Raw genomic sequence first — 16,952 nt, forward strand, 5'->3', positions numbered from 1 at the left:
CCCCATCGGGTGAGTCTAACCGACACGCCCGAGGGAACCCCGCCAGCGATGGGGCGTCGAAACAAACCGATCGACCGGTTATGCATGTAATATGGCTCGTGCGGGGGCGAACGCCCGACCGACGTACACGTCGCAACGGCGACCACTGGGGGGATGTCGGTCGGGCGGGTCCCGGAGGGGGCTCACCCCTCCACGACGAGGTCGGGCAGCGCCCGCAGCGCGTCCAGCCGCCCGTCGGCCACGATCCCCGGCAGCAGCAGGATCCACAGTTCCCGGATGCGCTGCAGCAGGTCCGCGCGCCCGGTCAGCGTCGCGGACACGAGCTGCACCCCGGTGAACGCGGGCGACAGCAGGTGCGCGAACATCGCGGGGTCCACGCGCTCGGAGACGTCGCCCTCGTCGATCGCCTTCCTGATCAGCTCCTCGATCGAGCGGAACCAGTCCTCGTACGGCTCGACGATCGCCTGCTCGGCCGTCCCGACGTCGGTGGTCAGCCGGATGCCGGCCTGCACCACCGGGTCCTCCAGGAGCTGACGGCCGAGGCTCCTGCTGAGCAGCACGAGCGACTCCAGGGCGGGCCGGCCCTCCGCCAGGATCGCGGCCGAGGCCTCAATCGTGCGCCGGTGCTGCTCGCCGATCACCGCGAGCGCCAGCTCGTCCTTGGACGCGAAGTGGAAGTACAGCGCGCCCTTCGTGAGCCCGGCAGCCTTCGCGATGTCGGAGATGGAGGCCAGTCCGTAGCCGCGCGCGCCGAAAACCTCGGCCGCACCCCGGAGGATGGCGTCGCGGGTGGCGAGGGCGCGAGACTGCGTGACCATGACCTGAACACAGTAGTGCTGCGGACCTACGTGGTGGATGCATGAATCCGGCCGGACAGGACCAGACGCGACGCGCGCCCGCGGAGTAGCGTGAGCGCTATCCGCAGCCGGATCACCCGTCGCAGCCACGCCGACCGAGGAGGACGCCGCATGACCACCGTCGCCGACACCATCGTCGAGATCATCCGGGACGCGGGAGTGAAGCGCGTCTACGGTATCCCCGGCGACTCGCTCAACGGCTTCACCGACGCGCTGCGCCGCGCGGGAGACATCACCTGGGAGCACGTGCGGCACGAGGAGGCCGCGGCCTTCGCGGCGGCGGCGGAGGCCGCGCTCACCGGCGAACTCGCCGTCTGCGCCGGGAGCTGCGGCCCCGGCAACCTGCACCTGATCAACGGCCTCTTCGACGCGAACCGCAGCCGGGTGCCCGTGCTCGCGATCGCCGCCCAGATCCCCGGGCCCGAGATCGGCAGCACCTACTTCCAGGAGACCCACCCGCAGGGGCTGTTCCGGGAGGCCTCGGTCTACACCGAGCTCGTGAGTCTTCCGGAGCAGCTGCCCCGCGTGCTGGAGATCGCGATGCGCACGGCCATCGAGCGTCGCGGGGTCGCGGTGGTCGTCATCCCGGGCGAGATCTTCCTCGCGGACAGCGTCGGCCGCAAGCCGTCCGCGCCGATCCTGTACTCGCCGCGCGTGACCCGGCCCACCGACGGTGAGCTGAAGGCCGCCGCCGGCATCCTGAACGCCGCGAAGAAAGTCACGATCCTGGCGGGCGCCGGCGTCGAGGGCGCCCACCCGCAGCTCATCGACATCGCCGGGGCGCTCCGGGCGCCCGTCGTGCACGCGATGCGCGGCAAGGAGTTCGTGGAGTACGACAACCCCTACGACGTGGGCATGACCGGCCTGCTCGGGTTCTCCTCCGGCTACCGGGCGATGGAGTCGTGCGACGCCCTGCTCATGCTCGGCACCGACTTCCCGTACCAGCAGTTCTACCCGTCCAAGGCGAAGATCATCCAGGTGGACATCCGCGGCGAGAACCTCGGCCGGCGCACGCCGATCGACCTCGGCCTCGTCGGCAGCGTGAAGGACACGGTGGAGGCGCTCCTCCCGCTCCTCGCGGACCGGAAGGACACCAAGCACCTCGACGCGTCCCGCCAGCACTACCTGAAGGCGCGCAAGAGCCTGGACGAGCTGGCCGTCAACGACCGCAACCGCACGCCCATCCACCCGCAGTACGTCGCGCGGCTGATCAGCGAGCTCTCCAGCGAGGACGCGGTCTTCATCCCCGACGTCGGCTCGCCCGTGGTCTGGGCGGCCCGCTACCTGCGGATGAACGGTTCCCGCCGGCTGATCGGCTCGTTCAACCACGGCAGCATGGCCAACGCCCTGTCGCAGTCGATCGGCGCGCAGGCGGCGTTCCCGGGGCGGCAGGTGGTCGCGCTGGCGGGCGACGGCGGCCTCGCGATGCTGATGGGCGAGCTGCTGACGCTGGTGCAGCGGAAGCTGCCGGTCAAGATCGTCGTGTTCAACAACTCCTCGCTCAACTTCGTGGAGGTCGAGATGAAGGCCGCGGGGTTCGTCAACTTCGGCACGGGCCTGGAGAACCCGGACTTCTCCCGCGTCGCGCAGGCGATCGGCATCCACGGCCAGCGCGTCGAGAAGCCGGACGAATTGGAGAGCGCCCTCCGCACCGCGTTCGCGCACGACGGCCCCGCCCTGGTGGACGTCGTGACCGCCCGCCAGGAGCTCAGCATCCCGCCCGCCATCACCGCGGAGCAGGTCAAGGGCTTCACCCTCTACGCCCTCCGCACGATAATGTCCGGCCGCGGCGACGAGCTCATCGACCTCGCCGACACCAACGTCTTCCGCCGCCTCTTCGACTAGCCGCCTGCATCAGTCCCGGAGTTGTGTACGCGACACGCCGTGCTCGGCCGTACACAAGTCCGGAACTGATGGCTTCGGGGTCAGTTGATGCAGACGGTGCTGGAGTAGTTGGTGGTGGGGCCGGAGTGGGTCGGCGCGGGGGCAGGAGCGGCGGGAGCGCTGCCGCCCGTGGACGCGGCGCCGGGAGCGGTCGGCATCAGGCCGTCCTCGCCGAGGACGACGGTGACGCTCTTGACGCTGCCGGTCTCCTGCACCGCGGCGCCCGGGAGCAGCGCCGCCACGGCCTTGGCCTGCGACTCCTGACCGGACGGGTACTGGATGGTCGTCGTCTGCTGCGAGCTCGCGTCGCCGGCCGTGCCGGTCGTGAAGCCCGCCGCCTTGAAGGTCTGCGTCGCCGTGCCCGCCGCGCCGTTCATGCTGCCGCCGTTGAGCACGGTCACCTTCGTGTCGGCCGGCTTGGCCGCCGTCGCGCTGTCGTAGGCGGACGGCGTGCCCGTCAGGCTCTTGACGAACGCCGGCATCGCGGCGGTGTCCACCTGCACGATCGACAGGTCGGAGCCGTCGACCGTGATGGTCGGCGTGCCGGAGATCGGGATGGTCGCCGACTGGATCTTGCCGCCGGTGAGACCCTGCATCTGCGCCGCGAGCTGGAGGAAGTTGAGCCCGGGGTCCGTCTCCAGCGAGCCGCTGATCGCGTCGAGGGCGCTCGTGAGCTTCCCCGGGTTCAGCAGGGTCCCCGCGGACAGGAACTTGTGCGCCTCCACCGACAGGAAGTACTGCTGCCGCACGACGCGGTCGAGGTCGCCGCGCGGGAGGCCGTGCCGCTGCCGCACGAACGACAGCGCCTGCTGCGCGTCCAGTGTCGAGACGCCCGCCGGGAAGTTCGCGCCGGAGTACGGGTCGTTCACCGCGTTGTTGAGGCACACCTGCACCGGCCCGAGGGCCTTCGCGATCGTGTAGAAGCCGAGCAGGGAGACGCGCACGTAGTGGTCGATCGACAGCCCGGTGAGGTTCTCCACCGTCTGGATGAGCAGCTTGGCGCCGCTGGTCGGGTCGCTGCCGCCGTTGCCGAGCGAGAACGCCGAGTTGAGCTTGTTCATCCCGTGGCCGGGCACGTTCACCCAGGAGTCGCGGGGGAGGGAGACGAGGGTCGCCGACTTCCCGTTGGCCGGGATGTGCAGGATCATCATCGTGTCCGTGTTGGTGCCGCCGCCGTCCGCGGTGGTGCTGAGCTGGTTCAGCTCCGCCTGCGTCGCGTTGTCCGGACGGTGGTCGTCGCCGACGAGCAGGATGTTCTGGTCGGCGCCGTCCACGTCGTTGCCGGTCTTGCTGATGACGTTGACGTGGTTCACGCCGCCGACGAAGCGGAAGTAGCTGTAGGCGGCGTAACCGCCGACCACCACGAGGAGCACGGCCAGTCCCGCCGCGGTCCAGGCGATGATGCGCTTGGCGCGGCGGTGCTTCTTCGGGGGCTTGCCCCCGCCCGCGCCGCCGCCGGAGCCATCGCCGCCATCGCCGAAGCCGCTGTCGCCGAAGCCGCCGTCCGCCCGGCGCGGGTCCGGCGAGCCGGAGAGTCCGAACAGGTCGAAGGGCGCGCCTGCGCTCCCGGCGCCGGCGGCTCCCGCACCGGCGGCACCCGAACCGGCACCCGCCGCGGCGCCCGCTCCCGCAGCGCCGGCAGCCCGCCCGCCGTTGCGCCCCGAGGGCACGCCGGACGCCGGCCGCGTCGCCCGCACCGGCCGGCGCGGGTCGGCTGCGGGCACGCGTCCGAAGACCTCGGTCGGCGGCTCGGGACGGTCGTCCCGGCCGGCGCCGGAGTCACCTGAGGGATAGTTCGGGCGTCGCACATCATGACGCTAGGGGGTCCGTGCTTAGAACAGCCTGGTTTCCCGCGGTGTTCCGGCGGAATGACCAGCACATCAGCGAGGAGTTCTCAGCATGCTCACGGCAAACGGGCGATCGGCGCTGCGAGAACCCTCATGCATCCGGTTCGGAGGGTGCGTCTCCTGCTGCCATGGCGTCGGTCATCCGGGTGGAGATCCCGAGCAGCTCGTCCTGCTGCTCCGGCGTGAGCGCGTCGAAGAGGATGCGGCGGATCGTCGCGGTGTGCTTCGGCAGCGCCCGCACGACGACGCGGCGCCCGTCGCCGCTGAGCCGGATCCAGCTGGCGCGCCGGTCCTCCGCGCAATCCTCGCGCTCCACCAGGCCGCGGCCCTCCATGCGGGTGACCTGGTGGGAGACGCGGCTCTTCTCCCAGCCGGTCAGCTCCACCAGGTCGCGCACGCGCAGCCGGCGCCCGGGCGACCGCACCAGCGCCATGAGCACCTCCAGCTCGGAGATGGAGATGCCGTCGTCCCGCTGGAGCTGGGCGTCCAGGGTGCGGTCGAAACCGCGCCGCATCAAGTAGAACGCGTGGAAGAGCTCCGCTTCGGCAACGCTCAGCTTGCGCGGATCGGGTCGGGTGCGCGCGATCGGCATACGTCATCCTTGCACGCGCCCACGACAGAGCGCTGTGGCGCCGGGCCTCAGTGCGCGAGCTGCTCCAGGAACACGACCAGCACGCCGAGCGCCACGATGCCGACGAGCACGATCAGCTGCTTCCACCCGGCGATCCCGGTGCGCGACACCGCGATGCGCGCGATCACCGCGAGCGACGCGATGAGGGCGGTGATGGCGATCACGACGGCCGTCCGGGCCTCCATCCAGCCGAGCATCGCAGCCACGATCACGAGCACCGGGACGACGAGGACCGTGAGCGCGCGGGAGGCGACGGCCAGCAGGTGCCGGAACTCGCGGGCGGTCGGCAGGGTGTTGTGCACGATCATGTGCGAGACCAGGTCGGAGGCGAGGCCGGCGAGCAGCACGCCGACCACCGAGATGACGAGCGTCCACAGCACTGTGGGCGAGTCGAGGTGCTCGCCGTGCGCGTTCAGGGCCATCAGGATCGCGAGCGCGGTGAACGTCACATAGATGCGCTCCCGGAGGCGGTCGCCGGCCTCCCGGCGCTCCTCCTCGGTGGCGTCGGCGGGCAGATGAGCGTCGTCGGGAGCGCGCCGGTCGGACATGGATCGAGCCTAGCGGGCACGGGAATACCGGCGGCACGCCGCAGGTTCCCGAAAGGTGACACGTCATCAAATCAGGAAGGTTGACATGACCAGGATCGCCATCATCATCGGAAGCACGCGCCCCGGCCGCAACGGGGAGTCCGTCGCCCGCTGGGTACTGGAGCACGCCGAGAAGCGCGACGGCGCCGAGTACGAGCTCGTCGACCTCGCCGAGTGGAACCTCCCGCACCTCGACGAGCCGATGCCCGCCGCGATGGGCCAGTACGCCAACGACCACACCAAGGCGTGGGCGGCCAAGATCGCCGAGTTCGACGGCTACCTCTTCGTCACGCCCGAGTACAACCACAGCACCTCCGGCGTGCTCAAGAACGCGATCGACTTCGTCGGGGCCGAGTGGTTCAACAAGGCGGCCGGCTTCGTCAGCTACGGCGTCTTCGGCGGCGCCCGCGCGGTCGAGCACCTGCGGCTCGTGCTCTCGCAGCTCCAGGTCGCGACGGTCAGCGCGTTCGTCGGCCTGAGCCTCCAGCACGACTTCGAGAACTGGTCGCTGAAGCCGACCGCCGCGCAGGAGGCCGGCCTGACGCCGCTCTTCGACCAGCTCGAGTCGTGGTCCGCGGCTCTCGCCACCGTCCGCGTTGAAAGCGACGCCGACGTCTCCGAGGACGCCGCCGCCTAGTCCGAACCGCCCTCGCGAGCGCTCAGGTCTGGCAGACGGGGCAGAAGTAGGTCACCCGCTGCTCGAGTGCGGTGCGGCCGAGCTCCGCTCGCCGGATGAGCGTCCCGCAGCGCAGGCACGGCTTCCCGTCGCGGCCGTACACCCAGGTGTTGCGGCCGCGGCGGGTGTCGCCGGTCGTCACCCGCACGGTGCGGTCGCGGTTGGCGACGAGCATCCGGCGCGCCAGGTCGACGGTGGCGGGGAGGTCGGCCTCCCGCACCGGACGGGTCGGCAGCATCCCGCGCACGAAGCACAGCTCGTTGGCGTAGACGTTGCCGATGCCGGCGAGGTTCCGCTGGTCGAGCAGGGCGACCGCGATCGGGGTGTCCGGGTGCTCGGACAGCCGGCGGAGGGCCTCGGCGGCGTCCCAGTCCGGGCCGAGCAGATCAGGGCCGAGGTGGCCGACGACGGCGTCCTCCTGCGACCGGGGCACCACCTCCAGGACGCCGAGCTGGAAGCCGACGGCCTGCGTCTCGGCGGTCTGCAGCACCACGCGCGCCTGGAACCCGGGATGCCGCCACCGGCCGCCGGGCGGATACACCTCCCACGAGCCCTCCATCTTGAGGTGGCTGTGGATGGTCTGGTCGCCGACCCGGATCAGCAGGTGCTTGCCGCGGCTGACCACTTCGTCGACGTGCCGGCCGCTGAGGTCGACGGTCGCGTACTGCGGCACCCGGAAGTCCGTCTCGGTCAGCAGCCGGCCCTGCAGCGCGCGGCGCAAACGCGCGGCCGTCTGGTAGACGGTGTCACCCTCGGGCATCGGTCGTCATCCCCGCAGCCGGAGGCCGCGCGGCGTGGCGAGGAACCCCGCCTCCGTGAGGGCCGCGCCGAGCGGGCTGCCGAGCACGCTCGCGCCGTTGACGGTCTCGATGGCGAGCTTGTCGACACGGCGGGAGGTCACCAGGCCCGCCAGGGCGCGGGAGGCCGCCACGAGCGCGGGACGCACACCGTCGTCCTCCTGGTCCGCGAAGCAGAGCAGGCTCTTGCCGCCGCGCTCCACGTAGAGCGTGAGCTCGCCGTCGACCAGGGCGACCAGCGCGCCCGCCTTGCGTCCGGGCCGGTGGCCGGTGCCGCCCTCCACCCCTCCGGTGGGAGCGGGGACGGCCGGCCACGGCAGCGCGGCGCCGTACGCGTTGGCGGGGTCGGTCGCCGCGAGGGCGACCGCGTCGAACGGCCGCGGCTGCGTGTGATCACGGGCGAAGGTGCGCAGCCGGTCCACGGTCGGCCCGCTCGCGAACTGCGCGGCGCCAAGTGTCTCCACGAAGTAGCCGCGGCGCGCGCGCCCGCTGTCCTCGAAGCCGCTGAGCACCTTGTAGGCCAGGGCGAAGCCTCCCGGCGTCCCCTCGTTCATCACCGAGCCGCGCGTGACCACGCCGTAGCGGTCGAGCAGCGTCTCGGCCTGGCCGTGCGCGCGGACCGTGGAGTCAAGGTCGCGCTCGGGGAGCAGCGACCAGCGGCCGGCGACGGTCGGAGGTCCCATCCGGGTGACCATCGCGGAGGTGCGCGGGGCGCCGACCCGGCCGCGGTACATCCGGGAGCGGGTGGGCTGCCGCGGACGCTTGTGGGCGCCGCCTCCTCCGCCGGTCAGCGTGCGCAGCGGAGCGAGGGTGTCGTTGGTGACCAGGCCCGCCCAGACCAGGTCCCACAGCGCGGTCACCAGGACGGCGTCCTCGATCGCCTCGCCGCGCTCGGCGCCCAGGGTGTCGGAGAGCTGCCGGAAGAAGTACCCGCCGCCGCGCGCGAGCGCCGCCAGAACGCCGCGCTGCAGCTCGTCGGGATCGTGGTCGGTCGGCGGGGCCAGCGTGAGCGGGGCCGAGTCGGCGAGGTTGAGGCTGATCCAGCCGTCGTTGCCCGGCAGCGAGCCGTCGCCCGCCCAGATCACCTCGCCGGTGGCGGTGAGCTCGTCCAGCATGGCAGGGCTGTAGTCCGCGACGCGGCTCGGCAGCACCAGCGACTCCCACGCGGAGGCCGGGATGCGGGCCCCTGCGAGCTGCTCGATCACCGACGCGACGGCGTCCACGCCGCGCAGGGTGGAGCCGACGTGCTGCCAGTCGCCGAGGAATCGCGCGAACGTCGCCGTCTCGACCGGCTCGACCTCCTGGCGGAGCGCCGCGAGCGACATCCGCCGGAGCCGCCGCAGGACTTCCGCGTCGCACCACTCGGACCCGGTCGCGTGCGGGCGGAACTCGCCCTCCACGACGCGGCCGTCGCGCGACAGCCGGCGCAGCGCGTCGTGCACGATCGCGGGGCCGAGCCCGAACCGGGAGGCGACCTCCGCGACCTCGAACGGGCCGTGGGTGCGCGCGTAGCGGCTCACGAGGTCGCCGAGCGGATCGTCCACCGGCTCGATGAATGCGACCGGCACGCCGATGGGGAGCGGGACGCCGAGCGCGTCGCGCAGGCGGCTGGCGTCCTCGATCGCGGCGTACCGTTCCTCGCCCGCGATGGTGACGGCGAGGGCGCGCTTGGCGTCGACCAGAGAGCTCAGGTGGGCGAGGGCGGTGGCGTGGGTCGCGTGAGCGGGGGCGACCTCATCCGCATCCGAGTCGGCCTCCACCTCCTCACCCTGCAACCGCTCCGCCACCTGCGCCACCGTCAACGGCCCGAGTAGCCGCAACAGGTCGGCCACGCCCTCCTCACCACGCACCCGCCGCTCGGGATCGAGTCGCTGAAGCTGCAGTTCCACCCGCTCGATCACCGACGGGTCGAGCAGCTCGCGCAGCTCCGCGCGGCCGAGCAGCTCGGCCAGCAGCCCCGCGTCCAGCGACAGCGCCGCCGCCCGCCGCTCCGCCAGCGGGCTGTCGCCCTCGTACATGAACGCCGCGACGTAGCCGAACAGCAGCGAGCGCGCGAACGGCGAGGCCGTCTCGGTCGCGGCCTCCACCAGCGTGATGCGGCGCTGGGCGATGCTCTGCGCCACCTCGTCCAGCGCGGGAAGGTCGTAGACGTCCTGCAGGCACTCGCGCACCGTCTCCAGGATGATCGGGAAGCTCGGGTACTTGCGCGCGACGTCGAGCAACTGGGAGGCCTTCTGCCGCTGCTGCCAGAGCGGCGACCGCTTGCCCGGGTTGTACTTGGGCAGCAGCAGCGCACGCGCCGCGCACTCGCGGAACCGGGAGGCGAACAGCGCGGAGCCGCCGACCTCCAGGGTCACCAGCTCGTCCAGCTCGGCCGGCTCGAACACGAACAGCTCGCCACCGGGGGGCGTGGATTCCGTGTCGGGAATACGCACGATGATCCCGTCGTCGGCCGCCATCGCGCCCGCGTCGATCCCGTACCGCTCGCGGACGCGCGCCTGCACGGCCAGCGCCCACGGCGAGTGCACCTGCATGCCGTACGGGGAATGCAACACCACGCGCCAGTCGCCGAGCTCGTCCCGGAACCGCTCGACCACCAGGGTGCGGTCGGTCGGCACATGACCGGTGGCCTCCTTCTGCTCGCGCAGGAACGCCAGCAGGTTGGCTGTCGCGAACGCGTCGAGCCCGGCCTCCACGCAGCGCAGCTCGGCGTCGGCGGGGGAGGCGGCACTCAGTTCGCGGACGAACGCGCCGACCGCCGCGCCCAGTTCCGCCGGCCGGCCGATGCCGTCGCCCTTCCAGAACGGCAGCCGCCCCGGCTCGCCGAACGCGGGCGACACCAGCACCCGGTCGTGGGTGATCTCCTGGATGCGCCAGCTCGTCGACCCCAGCGCGAACACGTCGCCGACGCGCGACTCGTAGACCATCTCCTCGTCCAGCTCGCCCACCCGGCTGGCGCGCTCGCCGACCATGTAGACCGCGAACATCCCGCGGTCGGGGATGGTGCCGCCGCTGGTCACGGCGAGCCGCTGCGCGCCGGGCCGGCCCGTGAGCGTGCCGGCGTCGCGGTCCCAGACGATGCGCGGCCGCAACTCGGCGAACTCGTCGGACGGGTAGCGGCCGGCGAGGAGGTCGAGCGTCGCGTCGTAGGCGCTGCGCGGCAGGGTCGCGAACGGCGCGCTGCGGCGGACCGTGTCGAACCAGTCGTCGGCGTCGAGCGGCTCCAGCGCCGTCGCCGCCACCGTCTGCTGGGCGAGGATGTCGAGCGGGTTCGTCGGGATGCGCATCGTCTCGATCAGGCCGCCGACCATCCGCTCGGTCGCGACCGCCGAGTGGATGAGGTCGGCGCGGTGCTTAGGGAAGACCACGCCGCGCGACACCTCGCCGACCTGGTGGCCGGCGCGGCCGACGCGCTGCAACCCGCTCGCGACCGAGGGCGGGGCCTCCACCTGGACGACGAGGTCCACGGCGCCCATGTCGATGCCGAGCTCCAGGCTGGAGGTCGCCACGACGCAGCGCAGCCGCCCGGACTTGAGGTCGTCCTCGATCAGAGCGCGCTGCTCCTTGCTGACCGAGCCGTGGTGCGCGCGGGCGAGGACCAGCGACTCCGGATCGGCGACGGCCGCGGAGCCCTTGGTCTGGCCGGAGCCGCCCATCAGCTCAGCCGGGGGCCGGGCGGACGCGCCTCCCGCGTCCCCGCCGAGCAGCCGCTCCTCGTACAGCTCGTTGAGCCGGGCGGTGAGGCGCTCGGCCAGCCGGCGCGAGTTCGCGAACACGATCGAGGAGCGGTGCTCCAGCACGCGCTCGACGATCGCCTCCTCCACGTGCGGCCAGATCGAGCCGGCCTGCGGCGCGGAGCCGTCGTCGTTGTCGCTCGCGTAGGTGGAGGTGCCGAGCTCGCTCATGTCCTCGACCGGCACGACCACGCGGAGGTCGAACCGCTTGCCCGCGGCGGGTGCCACGATCTCCACTGGCGCGCTGCCGCCGAGGAACCGCGCGACCTCCTCGGGCGGCCGCACCGTGGCGGACAGGCCGATGCGCTGGGCGGGCTTCTCGAGAAGCGCATCCAGCCTCTCCAGCGACAGCGCGAGGTGCGCGCCGCGCTTGGTGGCCGCGACGGCGTGCACCTCGTCCACGATCACGGTCTCCACACTGGTGAGCGTCTCGCGCGCCTGCGACGTGAGCATCAGGAAGAGCGACTCGGGCGTGGTGATCAGGATGTCCGGCGGCGAGGCGACCAATGCGCGGCGGTCGGACGACGAGGTGTCGCCGGAGCGGACGCCGACGCTGACATGCGGAGGCTCGGCTCCGAGCCGCCGCGCCGTCTGCGTGACGCCGACCAGCGGCGCACGGAGGTTGCGCTCCACGTCCACACCCAGCGCCTTCAGCGGCGAGATGTAGAGGACCCGCGTTCCGCGTCGGGCGTCGGGCGGCCGCTCCTCGCTCGCCAGCCGGTCGATCGCCCACAGGAACGACGCCAGCGTCTTGCCCGAGCCGGTCGGCGCGATGACCAGCGCGTGCCGGCCGTGCGAGATGGCCTCCCAGGCGCCGGTCTGGGCGTCGGTGGGCGCGGCGAAGGCCCCGCGGAACCATTCACGGGTCGCGGGGGAGAACCGGTCGAGCACGTCGCTCATCGCTTCCATCCTGCTCCCCGCCACCGACACCGCCAAGGGGAGGCCGCGAGGGGCCTCCGGCCGTCAGCGCGGAAGGTGCGCGCGGATGAAGGAGGAGATGTCGCCGAGTTCGAGCGGCGAGATCCCGTGGCCGAGGCCCTCGTAGATGCGCGCGTCGAGGTCCGTGTGGGCGGCCAGCCACTCGGCCGCGCGCGCGACGCCGGCCGCGGGGATGGTGTCGTCGTGCGTCCCGCGGCCCCAGAACACCGGCGGCCGACGCTCCGCGAGCGCCGCATCCCCGTCCTCGGTGCCCTGCACGACGAACGCGGACAGCGTCACCGCGAAGTCGAACCGCTCCGGCGCGAGACGCATGAGCTGGATGGCGAGCGCGCCGCCCTGCGAGAAGCCGAGCAGGCCGGTCGGCACGTCCGGCTGGTCGTCCAGCCAGTCGAGGACGGCGCGCGCGGCCGCGTCGGCGTTGGCCGCGAGCGGGTCGACCGAGATGTTGGTGAAGCGCGAGAACCACGCGAAGCCGGGGCCCTCCGGGATCGGCGCCCGCAGCGAGGCGATCACCGGCTCCAGCGGCAGGTACGCCGAGATCCCGAACAGGTCGGCCTCGTCCGAGCCGTAGCCGTGCAGGAGGATCAGCCGGGGTCGGCCGACGCGGTCGGTCTCGCCGGCGGACCAGAGCACGGCCTCGTGGTCGAGGTGGAGCTCGGGGGCGGGGAAGGGCATGGTCCATTCTGCGCACGTCCGGTTGTCCTCCACAGCCCCCAGATCGCGGCGCAGTCCACAGATCAGTCTGTACTGGTGGCGGCGGGGTGCGGCATCCGTAGGATCAGTGCATGAGCGTGCGCACCCCCGACCCAGACCCGACCCCCGACCCGCTCGACGGCGACGGCGTCCAGCCCGGTCCCGCCTGGCTGAGCGACATCGAGCTGGAGCAGATCCGCCGGCGGCTGCCGCTGCTCTACGTGGAGGCCGTGCCGGTTCGGGTCGACGGCCTGGGCCAGGTCACCGAGGTCGGCGTGCTGCTGCGTGCCAACGCCGTGGGCGAGATCACCCGGACGCTGGTCTCCGGCCGGGTCATGTACGGCGAGACGCTGCGGGAGGCTCTGTTCCGGCACCTGGAGAAGGACCTCGGCCCGATGGCGTTCCCGCTGCTGCCCGCGAGCCCTGTGCCGTTCCAGGTCGCGGAGTACTTCCCGCTGCCGGGGGTGTCGGCGTTCACCGACGAGCGGCAGCACGCGGTCTCGCTCGCGTACGTCGTACCGGTGACCGGCACTTGCGAACCGCGGCAGGACGCGCTGGAGATCACCTGGATGACGCCGGAGGAGGCGGTCTCGCACACGGTCTGCGAGGAGCTCGAAGGCGGTCGCGGCGTGCTGGTGAAGGCGGCGATGGCGTCGGTCGGCAAGATCGTCTGACGGGTTTTCAGTTTCTGCTTGCGCTCGTTAGCTAATGGTATTAGCTTTAGGGCTATGAACACTTCCATCGCTTCGCAGGTCCGGTACCTGCAGCGCCCCGAGGGACGCATCAGCTACACCGTCGAGGGCTCCGGCCCGCTCGTCGTCGCCGTCCCCGGGATGGGCGATCTCCGTTCCACCTACCGCGAGCTGACCGGCCCGCTGCTGGAGGCCGGCTACCGCGTCGCCGTCACCGACCTCCGGGCGCACGGCGAGTCGGACACGACCTTCCGCGAGTTCGGCGACATCGCCACCGCCCGCGACCTGATCGCGCTGATCGACGAACTTGGCGGCGACGCCGTCGTGCTCGGCAACTCGATGGGCGCCGCGGCCGCCGCATGGGCCGCCGCCGAGCGCCCCGACGCGATCGTCGGCCTCGTGCTCTACGGCCCGCTGCTGCGCGACCCCGCGATGAGCCGGTTCGCCGTCGCGTCCATCCACGGCATGTACCGCGTGCTGTTCACCGGCCCGTGGGGCCCGGCCTTCTGGGCGGGCTACTATCGCTCGATCAACAAGGGCCGCACCGCCCCGTGGCTGAAGGAGCACACCGCCGACCTCAAGCGCAACATGAAGGAGCCCGGCCGGCTGCGCTCCTTCCGCCACCTCACCCTCCAGCTCACCCACTCGGTCGTCGAGCCCCGCCTCCCGGAGGTGAAGGCCCCCATCCTCGCCTTCGTCGGCGCCCTCGACCCCGACTACAAGGACCCGGCCGCCGAGGCCGACTGGATCGAGTCCCTCGGCGCGGAGGTGGTCCGGGTCCCCGAGTCCGGCCACTACCCGCAGGCCCAGCGGCCGGACGTGATCGTCCCGGCGACGCTGGGGTTCCTGGCGGAGCGGCGCGGGAGCGGATGGGGTGGGGCGCGTGCGTAGCGCACGGGCGGGCGGCGCCGCCGTGCTGGATGGTGGGGTGGGGCCGCTGCGCGGCGCGTGCACGACTCGCGCCGCCGGCCTGGCTGCTGCAACGAGCGCGGTCGCACACCCGGGTGACGCCCGTGCCTAGGGCCGGGCTGACCCGCTCCGCGGTCGCCGCCGTGGCCCTCGATGTCGTGGACGCCGGCGGCGTAGGCGGCCTCGACAAGCTGACCCTCGCCGCCGTGGCCTCCCGCGCCGGCGTGGCGGTGCCGAGCCTCTACAAGCACGTCGCGTCGCTCGACGACCTGCGCCGCGTCGTGGCGACCGAGTGCGTCACCGAGCTGACCGCGGTGCTCGCCGAGGCGACCATCGGGCGCTCCGGCCCGGACGCCCTCCACTCGGCCGCGGACGCCGTCCGCGCCTACGCCCACCGCCATCCCGGCCGGTATGCGGCGACGCAGGTAGCCCCCCACCTGGGATCGGAGGACGACGCCGAGCTCGCGGCCCGCGCCGCCGAGACCATCGCCGTCCTGGCCGCCGCGCTGCGCGGCTTCGGGTTGCCGGAGGAGGCGACCGTCGACGCGATCCGGATGCTGCGCAGCGCCCTCCACGGCTTCATCACCCTCGAACTCGGCGGGGGCTTCGGCCTCCCCGACGACCTCGACCGCAGCTTCCGCCTCCTGATCGACGGCATCGAGGCCGGCATCGCCACCCTCACCCCCGCCGCACCCTGACCCACCCTGCCCACGCCACGTCGGCAACGGAGGACATCCCGCAAGGTGCGGCCCGAATCTCCTCCGTTACCCGACAATCCCGCCAGTCGCGCACCGAAAGTCCTCCGCTAGCTACGGCGACGGCAACGGAGGAGATCGGCCTGGGACCGTGGCCGTTAAGCAGGCAACGGAGGAGATCCAGCCCGGTGGGGGCGGGATCTCCTCCGTTGTTGGAGGGGGCTGGGTCAGCCGCGGGCGCGGCGGGTGCCCCGTCCTCGGCTGGTGCTGCCGCTCACGACGTCGCCGACGCGGAGGCCCTGGCGCGGAGCGCCCGCGCGGCCCGAACCGCCGCGGCCGGATGCCTGAGGGGCGCCGTTGCGGTCGGCAGCGGGGCGGCCCTCGCCGCCGGCGCGCCCTCCGCGGCCGTGACCGCGGCCCGCGCCGTCGCCCGTCGAGGCCGCGACATCGCGGCCGGAGTTCCGGCGGTTGCGGCCCGTGCTGCTCTGGCCGGAACGGTTCCCGGCGCTGTCGCCGCGCGCGGCCTGGCCGCCGTTCTGGCCGCCGGAGGCGCGCCCAGCGTCGCCGGCCGCCCGGTTCTGGCCGCCCGCGCGCCCAGCGTCGCCGGCCGCCCGGTTCTGGCCGCCGCGGCGCCGCCGCCCGCCGTTCCCGGAACCCGAGCCACCCGCGGCGCCCGCGTTTCGGCCGCCGTTCCCGCCCCGGCCGCCGCCGTTGCCGCCCGCAGCGACCGGCGCCGGCGCGACGCGCTCCGCGCGCTCGCCCACCAGCGCGGTCACCGCCGCCGACTCCGCCGTCACCCGCTGCGGCGTCGCCGTGATGGCCGCCGCGCGCAGCAGCGACTTCACGTCGCCCGCCTGCTCCGGCAGCATCACGGTCGCGACGTCGCCGGCGCTCCCCGCGCGGGCGGTGCGGCCCGAGCGGTGCAGGTACGCCTTGTGCTCCGCGGGCGGGTCGACGTGGACGACCAGCTCCACATCGTCGACGTGCACGCCCCGGGCGGCGACGTCCGTCGCCACCAGCACGCGCACATCGCCGCTGCCGAACGCCGCGAGGTTGCGGTCGCGGGCGCCCTGGCTGAGGTTGCCGTGCAGGTCCACCGCGGGGATGCCCGCCGACGTGAGCTGCTTGGCGAGGCGCTTGGCCTGGTGCTTGGTGCGCATGAACATGATGCGGCGGCCGCGACCGGAGGCGAGCGCCACGATCAGGTCCTTCTTGGCGTCCTGGTCGCTCACCTCGAAGACGTGGTGGGTCATGGCCTCCACGTGGCTGGTGGCGTCGTCCACCGAGTGCAGCACCTCGTTGGTGAGGAACTTGGCGACGAGCTTGTCGACGCCGTTGTCCAGCGTCGCCGAGAACAGCAGGCGCTGACCGCGGGCCGGCGTGGCGTTGAGGATGCGTGTGACGGTCGGCAGGAAGCCGAGGTCCGCCATGTGGTCGGCCTCGTCCAGCACCGTGATCTCCACCTTGTCGAGGTGGACGATGCCCTGCTTCATCAGGTCTTCGAGACGTCCGGGGCAGGCGACGATGATGTCGACACCCGCCTGCAGCGCGGTCACCTGGCGGCTCTGGGAGACGCCGCCGAAGATCGTCGTGGTGGTCAGGCCGAGCGCGGCCGCAAGAGGCTTCAGGGTCGCGTCGATCTGGGTGGCGAGCTCGCGGGTCGGGGCGAGCACGAGGCCGCGGGGGCGGCGGTAGCCGCGGGAGGGGCGACCTCCCGCCGCCGACGCCGCGAGGCGCGCGGCCATCGGCAGCGAGAACGCGATCGTCTTTCCCGAGCCCGTCTTCCCGCGCCCGAGGACGTCGCGTCCGGCGAGCGTGTCGGGCAGGGTGTCGGCCTGGATGGGGAACGGCTCCGACTTGCCGTCGGCCGCGAGGACGGCGACGAGGGGAGCGGGCACGCCGAAGTCGGCGAAAGTCTGGTTGGTCACAAATGCCTTTCTGGCAGGGTCGGCCCATTTCGGGCTGGTCCGGCGGCGTCGCAAGAGGGCGACGTCTTCGCCGGAAAGAAGAG

13 protein-coding genes are annotated in these 16,952 nt (G+C 72.7%); 5 read left to right on the forward strand and 8 right to left on the reverse strand.

Annotated elements, in window-relative coordinates:
- Positions 1–182: 182 nt before the first annotated feature.
- The gene (locus tag ABCS02_RS02255; RefSeq protein ID WP_345833989.1) at positions 183–818 is read right to left on the reverse strand and encodes a ScbR family autoregulator-binding transcription factor; all 636 of its coding nucleotides are present in this window, start codon (positions 816–818) and stop codon (positions 183–185) included.
- Between the two features lie 150 nt (positions 819–968).
- On the opposite strand from ABCS02_RS02255, the gene poxB reads away from it, so the two are divergent.
- Positions 969–2,702, forward strand: a complete 1,734-nt coding sequence (poxB, locus tag ABCS02_RS02260) for a ubiquinone-dependent pyruvate dehydrogenase (protein ID WP_345833990.1) — start codon at positions 969–971, stop codon at positions 2,700–2,702.
- An 80-nt stretch (positions 2,703–2,782) separates the two neighbouring features.
- Here the strand turns inward: poxB and ABCS02_RS02265 are convergent, their stop codons facing one another.
- From ABCS02_RS02265 to ABCS02_RS02275, 3 genes are all read right to left on the reverse strand, one after another.
- Positions 2,783–4,549, reverse strand: coding sequence for an LCP family protein (locus ABCS02_RS02265; protein WP_345833991.1), 1,767 nt, complete (start codon positions 4,547–4,549; stop codon positions 2,783–2,785).
- Positions 4,550–4,679: 130 nt separating this feature from the next.
- Positions 4,680–5,180 carry a MarR family transcriptional regulator gene (locus ABCS02_RS02270; RefSeq protein ID WP_345833992.1) on the reverse strand — a complete coding sequence of 167 codons (501 nt, stop codon included), beginning with the start codon at positions 5,178–5,180 and terminating at the stop codon, positions 4,680–4,682.
- Between the two features lie 47 nt (positions 5,181–5,227).
- Positions 5,228–5,767, reverse strand: coding sequence for a hypothetical protein (locus ABCS02_RS02275; protein WP_345833993.1), 540 nt, complete (start codon positions 5,765–5,767; stop codon positions 5,228–5,230).
- Positions 5,768–5,852: 85 nt separating this feature from the next.
- Between ABCS02_RS02275 and ABCS02_RS02280 the strand changes: the two genes are divergently transcribed.
- Positions 5,853–6,443, forward strand: a complete 591-nt coding sequence (locus ABCS02_RS02280) for an NAD(P)H-dependent oxidoreductase (RefSeq protein WP_345833994.1) — start codon at positions 5,853–5,855, stop codon at positions 6,441–6,443.
- Between the two features lie 22 nt (positions 6,444–6,465).
- On the opposite strand, the gene ABCS02_RS02285 is transcribed toward ABCS02_RS02280, so the two are convergent.
- The 3 genes from ABCS02_RS02285 to ABCS02_RS02295 form a co-directional block, all read right to left on the reverse strand.
- A complete protein-coding gene (locus ABCS02_RS02285; RefSeq protein ID WP_345833995.1) occupies positions 6,466–7,242 on the reverse strand; it encodes a DNA-formamidopyrimidine glycosylase family protein in 777 nt (258 codons plus the stop codon).
- 6 nt (positions 7,243–7,248) lie between these two features.
- Positions 7,249–11,913 carry an ATP-dependent helicase gene (locus ABCS02_RS02290; protein WP_345833996.1) on the reverse strand — a complete coding sequence of 1,555 codons (4,665 nt, stop codon included), beginning with the start codon at positions 11,911–11,913 and terminating at the stop codon, positions 7,249–7,251.
- Positions 11,914–11,976: 63 nt separating this feature from the next.
- Entirely contained in the window at positions 11,977–12,627 is a 651-nt protein-coding gene (locus tag ABCS02_RS02295; RefSeq protein WP_345833997.1) for a dienelactone hydrolase family protein, read from the reverse strand.
- Between the two features lie 110 nt (positions 12,628–12,737).
- Between ABCS02_RS02295 and ABCS02_RS02300 the strand changes: the two genes are divergently transcribed.
- The 3 genes from ABCS02_RS02300 (at position 12,738) to ABCS02_RS02310 (ending at position 14,944) form a co-directional block, all read left to right on the forward strand.
- Positions 12,738–13,319 (forward strand): NUDIX hydrolase family protein, encoded by a 582-nt coding sequence (locus tag ABCS02_RS02300; RefSeq protein ID WP_345833998.1) that lies wholly within the window; start codon positions 12,738–12,740, stop codon positions 13,317–13,319.
- 54 nt (positions 13,320–13,373) lie between these two features.
- A complete protein-coding gene (locus ABCS02_RS02305) occupies positions 13,374–14,228 on the forward strand; it encodes an alpha/beta hydrolase (RefSeq protein WP_345833999.1) in 855 nt (284 codons plus the stop codon).
- Between the two features lie 113 nt (positions 14,229–14,341).
- Positions 14,342–14,944 (forward strand): TetR-like C-terminal domain-containing protein, encoded by a 603-nt coding sequence (locus ABCS02_RS02310; protein ID WP_345834000.1) that lies wholly within the window; start codon positions 14,342–14,344, stop codon positions 14,942–14,944.
- 224 nt (positions 14,945–15,168) lie between these two features.
- Here ABCS02_RS02310 and ABCS02_RS02315 read toward each other — a convergent pair whose 3' ends face one another.
- On the reverse strand, positions 15,169–16,869 hold the full coding sequence (locus tag ABCS02_RS02315; protein WP_345834001.1) for a DEAD/DEAH box helicase: 1,701 nt from the start codon (positions 16,867–16,869) through the stop codon (positions 15,169–15,171).
- Between the last annotated feature and the right edge of the window lie 83 nt (positions 16,870–16,952).

This window comes from Microbacterium sp. X-17 (assembly GCF_039615055.1).

Excerpts from the sequence above, each read along its gene's own strand:
- ABCS02_RS02255 (WP_345833989.1), bottom strand. The coding sequence starts at position 818 with ATGGTCACGCAGTCTCGCGCCCTCGCCACCCGCGACGCCATCCTCCGG.
- poxB (WP_345833990.1), top strand. The coding sequence starts at position 969 with ATGACCACCGTCGCCGACACCATCGTCGAGATCATCCGGGACGCGGGA.
- ABCS02_RS02270 (WP_345833992.1), bottom strand. The coding sequence starts at position 5,180 with ATGCCGATCGCGCGCACCCGACCCGATCCGCGCAAGCTGAGCGTTGCC.
- ABCS02_RS02275 (WP_345833993.1), bottom strand. The coding sequence starts at position 5,767 with ATGTCCGACCGGCGCGCTCCCGACGACGCTCATCTGCCCGCCGACGCC.
- ABCS02_RS02280 (WP_345833994.1), top strand. The coding sequence starts at position 5,853 with ATGACCAGGATCGCCATCATCATCGGAAGCACGCGCCCCGGCCGCAAC.
- ABCS02_RS02285 (WP_345833995.1), bottom strand. The coding sequence starts at position 7,242 with ATGCCCGAGGGTGACACCGTCTACCAGACGGCCGCGCGTTTGCGCCGC.
- ABCS02_RS02290 (WP_345833996.1), bottom strand. The coding sequence starts at position 11,913 with ATGAGCGACGTGCTCGACCGGTTCTCCCCCGCGACCCGTGAATGGTTC.
- ABCS02_RS02295 (WP_345833997.1), bottom strand. The coding sequence starts at position 12,627 with ATGCCCTTCCCCGCCCCCGAGCTCCACCTCGACCACGAGGCCGTGCTC.
- ABCS02_RS02300 (WP_345833998.1), top strand. The coding sequence starts at position 12,738 with ATGAGCGTGCGCACCCCCGACCCAGACCCGACCCCCGACCCGCTCGAC.
- ABCS02_RS02305 (WP_345833999.1), top strand. The coding sequence starts at position 13,374 with ATGAACACTTCCATCGCTTCGCAGGTCCGGTACCTGCAGCGCCCCGAG.